Source organism: Amorphus sp. MBR-141, from assembly GCF_053628695.1.
Map to the genome: position 1 here is coordinate 1 of NZ_JBRJGW010000049.1, position 11,573 is coordinate 11,573.

Genomic DNA, 11,573 nt, shown 5'->3' on the forward strand with positions numbered 1-11,573 from the left:
GTTCAGGGGAATAGCGCTTCTTCGGCATTCTCAGCTCCAATGTTGGAGCCGAAATCTAACTCACAACAGTGGCCACTTGCCGGGGAGCAGGCCAGGTCACCAAAGGGACGGTATACTTCTACTTTGAAACCAAGGAGAAGTTGTTCACTGAGGTAATTCGCCACTTTACCCCTCAGCTGAATCCCCCAAACAACCCCGAGACAGGCGATTCTGCGGAAAAACAGCTTCTATCTTACATTCGCTTCCTATACTCGAATGTTGCAGCAGAGCGAACGTCACGCGAGTTATTTCATCTCATCATTTCCGAGGGACACCATTTTCCAGATTTTCTCGACACTCACTTCGCGGAATTTCTCGAGCCCGCGCTGATCCGGGTCCGTGAGATCCTGTGTCGCGGCGTGGAGACTGGCGAATTCCGATCGAGTCGCGTGGAAAGCTTTCCCGAGATCATCCTGGGCCCGACGGTGCTTTTGAACATCTGGCTGGTCGTGTTCGGCGATCGCAAGCCGATCGACCAGGACATGTTTATCGATACCCATCTCGATCTGCTCGTCGGGGGCCTTCGCGTCCACGCCGCCTCCCCCACGCGAGAACCGCAGGGTTGATCGATGTCAATAAAAGTTCGTTCGAATGAATTAATTGTTCGACGACAGGAGACCTGCCTATGGGTGTGACCCCGGCGACCATCGAAGCGGAAACGAACGGCCACGCCGCACGCAGCAGCGAGACCCGCGCGCGGACGATAGAAGCGGCGATCGAAGTTTTTGGCGCCCTCGGTTACGAAGGGGCGACGACCCGCATGCTCGCGGACAAGGCTCGGGTCAACCTTGCTGCGATTCCCTACCATTTCGGCGGCAAGCGCGAGCTCTACGTCGCCGCGGCCCAGGCGATCGCCGACCATGCGAACGACGTGCTGGAGCCGATCACCGTTCGGTTGGAGCGCAGCGGAGACGTCGATCCCGTGGTGCGGATCGACGGCGCCCTGCGCGATTTCGTTCAGGTTGTCGTAGGCGGGCAGGAGCCGCGGCACTGGATCGCGTTCCTGGTCCGCTGCGAGCACGAGGCCGACGAGGCCTTCGAGATCATCTACGAGACGGCGATTGCCCGGTTTTCTCGTGCCTTCACATCGGTTGCTGCCGAGGCGACCGGCCGAACTCCCGACGACGAGGACCTTCGTATCCAGGTCGCGTGCATTCTCGCGTCGATCATCAACTTCCGGGCCCTGCACAACATGGCCCTGCGCAGCCTGGGATGGGAGCGGCTCGGGCAGCGGGAGCTGGCCCGGCTCGGTGCGATCATCCGGCAATCCGCGCTGCGCGAACTCGGCCTCGCCGACAGGCCCCTCCCGCGCGCGGGAGATCGGCCCCGCGGGAGAGGTCGGCGGGGCGCGAGACGTCTGACGTTTTTCCACAAACCGCCGGTATTGGCCCGGCACCGAACCCGAAAAGAGGAACCGACCATGACGAAACAAAGTCGTGCTCACGAACAGGTCGAGTGGACGAAGCAGAAGCTTGACGAAATCGACGCCACCCTCGCCTCGCTGGAAAAATCCGTCGACGATGTGAGGGGAGACGCACGCAAGGACGCCGACAGGGCTCTGGGCCGGCTCAAGGCAGCACGCGAAGCATACGCCAAGAAAGTCGACACGCTCCGTGCGGACGTCGATGCCGCCCGGGATGTCGCCGACGCCGTCTATGATTCCCTCGAAGCCGAATGGGACGAGATCGAACTCGCGTTCCAGAGTTTTCTGACCGCGGCCGCAGATCAGGCCGACGTCGCGAAGGCTGCGGTTTCCGCCCGTGCGGAAGCGCAGCGCCTGTCCTGGCAGCATTCGGTCGATGCGATCCGCGCGTCAGCCTCGCAGGCCGTCGATCGGGCCCACGGGGAGTTCGACGCCGCGCTTGAGCGCCTGGACGCCGCACGCTTCAAGGTCGAAGCCAAGCTCGGCCAAGCGTCCGCGGCAGGAGACGAATCCTGGCAGGCGGTCAAAGACGGCATCGACCAGACGAGACAAGCCCACGAACGCACCTGGAAAAAGATCTCCGAGGCGATCTCCAAGATCGCCTGAGTGGCGAACCGCCCGATCTAGGACTATCTCCGGCATCGGGAACAATTCCCGGTGCCGGCGACCGCGCAGAAGAGACGGGCAATTGCCGTGGCCCGGCGACCACTCGTTGACAAGTACCGGCTCGATAGTTCTGGGTATGTTGCCTTCAACCGTGTATGCTTCTTCTGGCCGGCCTTCGACAAAAACGAGATCTCATGGCGTCGCACACAACGGTGAGAGTTCGGCCTCGGTAGAGGTGGAATCACGTCTTTATCGGCGAGATAGATGTCATCGGGTGGTAGCCAAACCTGCATCCGCACGTAGACGATCGCCGCCTCCTCCAGTTTATCAACGCGGGCAGCAAACAGCGATGCTTCAAGGAGGGGCACAGTGAGATGGAGGCAAGCACAAAAAGTTGGCCGTTTGCCCCGATCGCTACCGTAGCCGTGGCGGCATTGTCGACGCTCGTGCCCGCGGATGCAGAAGCCCGCTCAAAGGCGGCCGAATGGCTCATCCAGCAGCAGACAGAGAAAGCCTGCGATGGCGCCCCAGCCTCGATCATGCCCGCTGCAATCTATGAAGGCGATCTCACCGGAGACGGTCGAGATGATCTGATCATCCACCATGCCGGGATCCAGTGCGGCGACCAGGGTCTGAGTTTGTTCTGCGGTGCATCCAATTGCTCGCTGCTCATCTATGTGCGCCGCGGCGATCTGCTCGTTCTGGAGGACGAGCTCCTGGCCCTCGACTTTACGGTCAAGGACACGTCCGGACCTGTCACCATCAACGTCGTCTCGGGAGCAGGAACCGACACGCTCACATGGGACGGGTCGGGGTTTCGGTGAGCGTTTGCGTCCAAGAGAGAATGCCGCTCGGGCCACGACAGCCCAGGCCGTGATTCTCACCGGCCCCTTTCCCGCTCGCGTTCCCTCTCTCGCTCGTTGTGCTTGCGCCACGCCCGATGAAGTTGCGCGATGCGCTCGTCGGCAAGGCGGCTCTTCTCGAACATGCGGTGATTGACGCGGTCGAGGGCGCGGGCGCGAAGGCGGAGGGACCGTTGGAGATAGCGTTTGACCAGATCGCGGTCGCCGACCTGGGCCTGGAGATGGCGGTAGTTGGAGCGCACGCGCTCGGCGGCGTGGCGCGCGTCGATCGCCTTCTGACGGGTGTCTTCCAGCTCTGCCTGGGCATCGCGCCAACGGGTCCGGGCCTTTGTGAGCGCCTCCCAGCTCTTGGCGCTGGGGCGGCCTGATCTCCGGGCTTTCTGCTCGCGGGCGAGGCCACCAATGAGGCCAGGCTGCTTGCGGACCAGCTCGGCCGCATCGCCGGCGCCGAGCTCTCGCTCAAGCTGAGCCCAACGCGCGTGCGCCTTGTCCGGGTCGGCGAAGAGGGCCTTCATGTGATGCAGCATGCGGTCGTAGGTCACGACTTCGCGGCCACGGTTGCGATCGAGCGCGTAGGACCGGCTGCGCATGGTGCGCTCGGCCTGCTGGATCTGCTTCTGCGAGGTGGTGAGCGTCTCGTCGAGGAGCGCCCAGCGTCGGTACTCGAAGTCGGCCGTCTCGACACGATGGAGACTGTCCAGGTCGCCACGGCCCCGACCCGGGGTGTCGCGCGCCTCCCGCCAGTCGGCATGGCGCCGGGCGTCGTCGGAGAGCCCTTCCTCGGAGGGCGCGGAACCACTCGGGCCATCTGCCTGCGACCGAGTTGACCCGTCCCGCGTGCGCTCAGTCACGAGGCCTCTCGCCTCGCGCGCATAGTAGTCGGCGAAGCGTTCGCCGAAGCGGTCTTCCAGCTCCTTCAGGCGGACGGTCTTGCCGAGCTCAGAGAGCTTGGCATAGGCGCGGCCGTCAGTGACGATCAGGCCCTGGCCCTTGGCGCGCAGATAAAGGCCTCGGGCCGCCAGCCGGCCGCTCAGGCCGGCCCAGCTTGTCTCCTCGCGGAAGGCCGGAGCAAGGCTGGTCTTCAGCTCGGCGAGTGCCTCCCGGTCGAACGGAGCTTTCGGCTCCCGGCCCTCGCGCTGGGCGGTGCGGTACTCGCCATCGGAGACGGGTCCGGTGCGGTCGGCATCTCTCCCGCGCTCCTGTTCCCGGTTCCGCTCCTTGAGCGCATTGAGGCCGCGCGCCTCGGCGATCTCCCGGCAGAGGGTGGTGAGCCTCAGCCCGATGTTGCGTTGGCTCCAGGCCCGGCCGGTCTCGGGATGAACCCGGTTCACCAGGAAGTGGAGATGGGGATGCTCGCGATCACCATGGGCGTAGATCAGCATCTGGTGGTCGTTGAGCCCGAGCTTCTCGGTGAGCTCGCCGGCAATCTCCCGCATGGACTCCGCATCGACACGGCCACGGCGGGCGTCCTTCGGATCGAACGCCACGATGAAGTGGAGGGCGGGCTGGCGCACCCGCTGGGAGCGCTCGGCAGTGATCGCCATGATACGGGCGGCCTGTTCCGGATCGGTGGTGCCAAGGCCGCGTTCCTCCACCCAGAGCACCCGCTCGCCCCGGGACGCCGGGCTCGACGTCTCGCCAAGGCGACCGTCGTCGCTCCGACCATCCGGACCTCCTCCACCGCGCTCCGATTGCCGCGCCCGCTCTGCCTCGCGATGCTTGCGGGTCTGTCCTGCCAGATAGAGGGCGGCCGCCCGGAAGCTCGCCGGCTGCTGCTTGCCCACTTTGAACCGCATGACCGATCGCCTCGCCCGCTACCCAGAGCCGGCCCTAGCGGCCGGACGCGGCCTCTGCCGCCCAGACGCAGTCCTCGAGCGGCTTGAGCGCAGCGGCTACGGCCTCTAGTACGTCGGCCTCTTCAACCTCGGTCACGGCGTGGCCAGCATTGGCACGGTAGGCCAGCCAGTTCAGCAGATGACCGGCATAGTTGATCGTACCTAGCAACTCTCCCATGGCCTCGGCCTGGTCCACCGCCCGAACGCAGTCGCGGACGAGGATCACGGCGACGTGGGTGCGCCATTCCAGATAGTCGGGATCGCCAAGGCCCGCGGCGAGCTGGCGGAAGTTCGCCCCCATGGACTGAAGCTCGTAGACGACCTGCTTCAGAGCCTGCGGAGCCGCAGACCGACCCCGCGGCCGGGCACCGGACAGCACCAGGCGCACATAGCGCCCAAGGCTCATGCCACGTTCCCGGGCAAGCGACCGCAGCCGGTCCAGCTCCGCCACCGTCATCCGCACCCGGATCTTCGCGTCGGTCTTCAGCCGCTCGAACCGCCGCCGGTACGGCCGGCGTCGCACACCCGCGAGTACGCCGCGCACATAGTCGGCCACGGACGTGCCGCCGCGCTCGGCGCACTCGGCGATAAAGGCGCGCTGGGAACCCGGCAACCGCACGTCCAGGATGGCGGCCTGGCGCGCCTCTGCGGCGAGCGCCCTACGCCCCATGACGCACCTCCCGGACGCGCCTCGCGTCCCAAAGACATGCGCCGGCTTGAGCCCCCGTCAGGGGGCGAATGCCGCACAGGTTGGCCCGCTTATGAGTCGTCACCGCCGCCAGTCTTTGGCGAGGTGATGCGAATAAATGTGGGACAACGTACATCTTGCCTCCCGCATACGACTGTTTTCCATCCTGAGACTGTTATGGTAACTCGGGACAAAAGCCGCAATACGGAGGCGAATAGTTTATTCAATACTTATCGAATACAGGCGGCGATGTCCAGCATGATCCGGTACGGGCCAACACCGGCCAACAAAACAGAAGCGCGCGGGCCTCTCCGGGCCGCACGGGCAGCGGGATATGGGCCGCGGCGCTGGCCAACAGAAAGCAGGTTACCCAGTCCGGAATCGCCGGATCTGGCTGTTCACTGATCCTGCACATTTGGGGCCGGTGGCCCCGTTCGGGGTGCTCGGAAATGCCCGTCCGTCACGGGTCAGTCAGCTGGCCGAGCTGGTCCGGATCGGGCTGCAGAAGTGCGACTGGTCACACCTATTTAGGTCGTAGGACCGAACCTGCACAGAGGAGGACTCCTCCGTCGGCTGGACCGGCATCAATGGCGTGCGCCGCGCCCCTCGAACCGCGTTGGGATCCGTCTCCTCGCCCACGCTGGAACGACGGAACAAGGGGCCCGGAACACGGGGCGAAAACCCGCCACCTCTGGGAGCGGCAGGCTCGCGGAACCGGTCCAGATTAGCGACGCCGAGGGGGTATCGGCCAGCCAGAGCTGAAAGTGAACTGCGTTCGATATTAAGAATGAGTCTGTCGGCCGGTGTATGGCTGTCCGTTCGTCAAGCCGAAACCGCTCCGCGGGCGCGGAGCGGAATCCAACGGTGCCTCTCACACTTGGCGAGGGTGCAGCAGGTGCTCGTCGATATAGAACGTGCTGAGATCGTGCGCCTCGCCATCGGCCGGGCCAAGATCGGGTATCTCGCCCGCCTTGAAGCGGGCAAGGGCGACCGCCTCAGGGTCGCGGACTTCGTCGGTCAGCGCCACGACGTAGCGGTAGACGGTCAGCTGTTCGACGGCGATCTCGGCGAAGGCGTGGTCAGCGGTGGAGTGGTTCGTATTCATGCTCATGATTAAAATCTCCTTTCTGAAATGAAACCGACCCCGCCGCTGGGGCGGGGCCGATGGTCGTCAGCGGGTCCAGATCAGGACCTGCTTGCCGTTGCGGTCGACGAGGTTGGCGTAGACCGGAGCCGGGAAGCTCGGGTCGTCCAGCTTGACGGCGAGGTAGCTGTTGCCGGCCTCGCTGGTGCGGATCCAGGCCGCGCCGATCTCGGCTGTGCCCGCCGTCACGCGGTAGTCGGGGGCGGTGTCGCCGCCGCTTGTCACGGGCGTCAGCGCCACCTTCGCCTTGAAGGTCAGGGTCTGGATATCGCCGGTGTAGCCGCGCTCGGTCTTGGTGAAGGTTCCAATGGTTGCCATCTCTTTCTCCTTTCGGTGTGTTTGAGGCCGCGCTCCTCGCGACCTTTCCATGGCTCACCGTCGGCCCCGGTTGAGGCCGGGTCCTGCACCCGGAGGGCGGAAGCGAAGCGGACGACGGCACGCGCCGATTTTTCTGCTTCGCGCGGAATGACCGAAGGTCCGGGGAGAAAAGTCGACGCACGCCGTTGCCGGGCACGGCGCCGGGGCCAGGTCCGCCATGCAAAGGAAAGGACGCAGCGAGCGACGAACAGCCTGCCGAAAGGAGCCATGGCAGCGGGACTCTTGCTCACCGGGCGAGGCGACAAACACGATATTCGGCAAGTGACCGATTGGCCCAGGTGAAAAACATTCAGAAATGCGAACCTGCTCCGCCCACGATGACAGCGGACGGGATCTGCGCCCCCATGACAACCTGGCGAGCGGCGGCCAGAGAGCTCAGACAATGCTACACCCGGCGCCGGCCGCGGGCCTGTTCGCAACCGTATGAACGCAACCACGCTGATGTTGCTCATGGAGCCGCGGTGGGGACAGGCCCCCACCACGCGGGATGCAAGCTTGCCATCCGAGCACCGGCACATCTCCCGGGGTCACGCATCTGGCGAAGGATCCTCCGCCATCTCATTGTCGGGGCGCGCGGTTGCGACGACGTGATTGCGGCCACTCTGTTTGGCCTCATAGAGCCGCGCGTCGGCGCGACGGACAAAGTCGCTCGGCGTTTCATCGGGCCGCGGGACCGCTGCATGACCGCCGGCGCTGATCGTCAAATGCCACGTCTGGTCAGCGCTTTGGAATGATTTTTGCGCTACGAGCCTGCGCAACTCCTCTAAGCGTTCGAAGAAATCCCCGCTTGAACCGCCGGGGGTGAATACGATGTACTCTTCTCCGCCGTAGCGCCCCAGGACGTCGCCTTCACGTCCGAAAATGGTGCGCGCCAGCTCGGCGATGTGGCGCAGGCACTGATCGCCGAAGACATGGCCACTCTCGTCGTTGACCTGCTTGAAATGGTCGACGTCGATCATCGCCACCGAAAATAGCCGTCCGTTGCGCTGGCACAGCCCGAACTCCTCTGCGATCCGGGCGTCGAAATGGCGGCGGTTGTAGAGACCGGTCAATGCGTCAGTGATGCTGACGTCCTGCAGCTTCTGATTGGCCCGCTCCAGGGCAATATTCAAACGCTTCAGCTTTCGGTTCCAGTAGACGACGAGAGCCAGGACCAGCATAGCCCCTGCGCCAAGCACGAGGAGCCGCGTATAGTCGACTCTCTCGTCGATCCTGACCAACATCTGCTGGCTCAGCATCGCCTGCACATCCTCCGCGTCGAGCCCGCCAACGAGCTTTGAGAAGATGGCGGCGAGCATGGGCTCGTCAGCCCGCGTCGCAATCGACGCTCGCCAGTCCTCGGAGATCCGGCCGGCAATCTTGACGTCATGAAGACGCTCCGACGCAAGCAGGTAGCCAAGGCTCGGTAACGTTCCGATCGCGGCGTCAATCGTCCCCTGGCGCACACCGTCGAGCGCCTCCGCCTCATTGGGTACTTCGACGAGCGTGACGTCGGGATAGCGTCGCTCCAGAGCGCGGATCGGACTTCCGCCCGGCGCCACGCCCACCCGTTTGCCGATCAGCTCACTCATGCGGTCCACGATCGGTGCGTCAAGCGAGTTTGCCACCGCCATCGGAAGGACGAGGTAGGGCAGCGTGAAGGTCCACCGGTCGTCTTGGGCGGTGCTGTCAGCGACAAAGGGACGTACGTCGCACTCATAGTCCCGCGCCTTCTGCACAGCAGCACCCCAGATCGGTACCGGGACGACCTGCCAAGAAAAGCCCCCCTGCTGGGCCAACCGCTCCATCACCTCCGCCGCAACGCCGGTAAAGTTGGCGTCCTCATCAACCGCCGTATAGGGAGGGGTGAGCGGATCGACACAAACCTTCAAGACCCCCTTGGCGTCCAGATAGTCGCGCTCCTCCGTCGTCAACACCGGGCGGTTTCGGGCGACGCCTGCGAGCGGGGGCCCAAGCCACTGTGATTCGAGCGCGTTCCAGCTGGCCGTCGACATCGCACTCATCGCTCGATCGATGATGCTGCGGGCGTAGGGGTAGAGGGGCGACACGCCAAATCTCAGGTCTTCGCGTTCGACGCCTTCCATCAGGAATTCGCCGCCGATTTCAATGTTGATCAACCCCAAGCGTCGGATGATTGCGTTGCCGTTCGACAGCGCCATGATGGCCGCGTCTACCTCACCGTCCGCAAGTGCCTCAAGAATCTCTTCCTGGGTGGAGTAGACCCGCACGTCCTTCAGTCGCGCCTCCAGCGCGTTCGCATAATAGATGCCTTGGCCAATGCCCACGCTCCGACCTTCCAGCGACTCCAGTCCGCGATAGGGTCCGAAACCGGAGCGCACGAAAACTGCGTTCGGGATCCGATGGTATTCGCGCGAGAACAGCGTGTAGGCCTCGCGCTCCTTAGTGCGGGAGATGTTGCTGATGATATCGATCTCGCCGCTGCGAAAGGCGTCGAGCAGGTTCGACCAGTTGTCGTAAACCGGGATCATGGTGAGGCCGGTGGACGCGGAGATCACTTGCGCCAGATCCACCGCCAGTCCCTGTCCCTTGCCGTCCTCCAGGAAACTGAACGGTTCGTAGTCGCTGATGAAGCCGACCGTCAGGGGCTGCGTGTTGGCGACGAACGACTGCTCCTCCGGCAGGAGGCGGAGCGGACCGCCGACTGACAGGGCTCTGCTGCTCCGGAAACTGAGCCAGCGCTCGGTGATGGCTGCCAATTCCTCGGTCGGCAGTGCGGCCACGGCCTTTGCGAGAATGCCATGGAGCACCTCCCGGTTCGGGTCGCCCTCGACGTTCAGAACACCCAGGCGAAAGTCTTCCAGCGACACTCCGGTCACCGGGACGGCGCCAACTGAAGCAATGTTGGAGAAGCCATTCTCACGCGCAAAGAAATTGCCGGTCATCTCGGCCGCGATCACGGCATCGACCCAGCCGAAAGCGAGCGCGGCCATCAGGTCACGATAGGTGTCGTACTCCGCCGGCTCGATGCCTGCCTCACGCAAAGCGCCAGCGTAGTAAATGTCTTTGACGATGCCGATGCGCCTTTCAGTCAGTCCCTTCACGCTTACGGGGAGAGCGAGCGGATGGTCGACGTTCTGGAACACCACCGTGCGGCGCTGGTGATATGCATCTGTGAAGGTGATGAAGGGTTGCCGTGCGTCCGTCAACGAGATGTCCGCTATGACGTCGAGCGCACCGGCACGGAACGTGCCGTAGATCTCGGGCCAGGCACCCATGCGCGGCACGAGATGAAGGCCGGTCTCCAGCTCTATGCGATCGAGCACATCGAGCGTCCACCCCATCATGCTGCCGTTGCGGAAAAAGGAATACGGCTCGTTGTCCGCGACCACACCGACGGAAACGGTGGGATGATCGGCAATCCACTGCCGCTCGGCCTCGGTCAATTCGACGGCGAGGCTCGCGCTCGCACTGGCGAAGAGTGTTAGGAGCGCCAGAGCTAAGCCCACTCCGGCCCGGCAAACGACCGAAACATCATGCCCTGGTCTACGCTTCACTCGTTCGAACGCCCTCAAACCTGCCCCTCACCTCACCAAGAGAAGTGGATACGCTATTTGCATGGCGTCATATCTCGCATCTTCCGCCTGAAGATCGCGCGACCGGGCGGGTCCAACATGGGGTCACAATTGGGCGCAATGCCGACGCTTCCCTCGGTTGCTGCTGCAGAATGAATGCCAGAGAAGCAACTACGATTTCCTGCTTTGAAGAAGGCGCGGTGAGATCAGCGCTCCATATCAGCCCTTCCAACGCTCGCTGGCGCGTCGCTGCAGAAGCGGGAAAAGCCCATCCGATCAGAACTCTCAACCCAGATCCCGTCAATCTCGACTTGGGAAGCAAAATAGGCTTCCTGGCGATCGGTATTCGAGCCATCTTCTCGGAAATGCGCCGATCCAACGACCGGGGATATCCATTTTATTTTTCCCCTGCCATCGCAAGGAACAACTCCGCTATGTGGCCTTCGATCGCCTTTACCTCGCCGAACTCGATCGCGGCCCCACTTGCCCCAGAAAACTTCCGCCAATCTCTTTGAGTTTCGCGGCATCGATCGCGACGAACGCGTCCTCGACCAGTGGCCGGAGGGGGTGAGCGTCGCCAAGCGGCAAGGTCACCTTCGGCCTTACGCAATGCTGGCACAAGATCCATGGTGATCCGTCGCCGCAAATCGTGACAGAAACGCTTTGCCTCGCTATCCTCGCCAAAACAGACAAACGAAACGCCACCATCGCTCGCCGGTGTATGGTCGGGTCCCGGCGACGCCCGCAGTTTATAGGTCAGCCGGACGGTGTCTGGATCGTCGTCGAGCCTAAAATCAGTCAGGACGGCGTGGACATCAGGGTCACTCTCGAAATCTTTGATCTCGACCGAGATGCTGATCGTCGCATCCGCATCTGGTCGAACGGGTGGTGATCCTCGAGACTCTCAAGAAGCGTCTTGCTGATCCCAAACCGTGCGCCAGCGGCTGCAGAGGAATTGCGCCTTCGGCTTAGCACTACTTTGGCAGAAGTGTGATTTTCGGGATTCCGTCGGCGTGTGATGCGTGATTCATAGGGAGCCAGCTTTGATGGAGGCTGGCGATGGA

The 11,573-nt window shown here is 63.4% G+C and carries 9 protein-coding genes; 4 read left to right on the forward strand and 5 right to left on the reverse strand.

Going from position 1 to position 11,573, the window contains the following annotated elements; all coding sequences use genetic code 11:
* The first annotated feature begins 140 nt into the window (after positions 1-140).
* From ACSSVZ_RS27115 to ACSSVZ_RS27125, 3 genes are all read left to right on the forward strand, one after another.
* Positions 141-605, forward strand: coding sequence for a hypothetical protein (locus ACSSVZ_RS27115; RefSeq protein WP_453973987.1), 465 nt, complete (start codon positions 141-143; stop codon positions 603-605).
* 59 nt (positions 606-664) lie between these two features.
* The gene (locus ACSSVZ_RS27120; RefSeq protein WP_453973988.1) at positions 665-2,068 is read left to right on the forward strand and encodes a CerR family C-terminal domain-containing protein; all 1,404 of its coding nucleotides are present in this window, start codon (positions 665-667) and stop codon (positions 2,066-2,068) included.
* 374 nt (positions 2,069-2,442) lie between these two features.
* Complete coding sequence (locus ACSSVZ_RS27125; RefSeq protein WP_453973989.1) at positions 2,443-2,892, forward strand: hypothetical protein; 450 nt, start codon at positions 2,443-2,445, stop codon at positions 2,890-2,892.
* A gap of 56 nt (positions 2,893-2,948) precedes the next feature.
* Here the strand turns inward: ACSSVZ_RS27125 and ACSSVZ_RS27130 are convergent, their stop codons facing one another.
* The 5 genes from ACSSVZ_RS27130 to ACSSVZ_RS27150 form a co-directional block, all read right to left on the reverse strand.
* Complete coding sequence (locus tag ACSSVZ_RS27130) at positions 2,949-4,727, reverse strand: relaxase/mobilization nuclease domain-containing protein (RefSeq protein ID WP_453973990.1); 1,779 nt, start codon at positions 4,725-4,727, stop codon at positions 2,949-2,951.
* Positions 4,728-4,761: 34 nt separating this feature from the next.
* Entirely contained in the window at positions 4,762-5,436 is a 675-nt protein-coding gene (locus ACSSVZ_RS27135; RefSeq protein ID WP_453973992.1) for a plasmid mobilization protein, read from the reverse strand.
* A gap of 889 nt (positions 5,437-6,325) precedes the next feature.
* On the reverse strand, positions 6,326-6,565 hold the full coding sequence (locus tag ACSSVZ_RS27140) for a hypothetical protein (RefSeq protein ID WP_453973993.1): 240 nt from the start codon (positions 6,563-6,565) through the stop codon (positions 6,326-6,328).
* Between the two features lie 60 nt (positions 6,566-6,625).
* The gene (locus tag ACSSVZ_RS27145; RefSeq protein ID WP_453973994.1) at positions 6,626-6,916 is read right to left on the reverse strand and encodes a DUF736 domain-containing protein; all 291 of its coding nucleotides are present in this window, start codon (positions 6,914-6,916) and stop codon (positions 6,626-6,628) included.
* Between the two features lie 587 nt (positions 6,917-7,503).
* Positions 7,504-10,380, reverse strand: a complete 2,877-nt coding sequence (locus ACSSVZ_RS27150) for a diguanylate cyclase (RefSeq protein ID WP_453973995.1) — start codon at positions 10,378-10,380, stop codon at positions 7,504-7,506.
* Between the two features lie 281 nt (positions 10,381-10,661).
* On the opposite strand from ACSSVZ_RS27150, the gene ACSSVZ_RS27155 reads away from it, so the two are divergent.
* Entirely contained in the window at positions 10,662-11,024 is a 363-nt protein-coding gene (locus ACSSVZ_RS27155) for a hypothetical protein (protein ID WP_453973996.1), read from the forward strand.
* Positions 11,025-11,573: the final 549 nt, after the last annotated feature.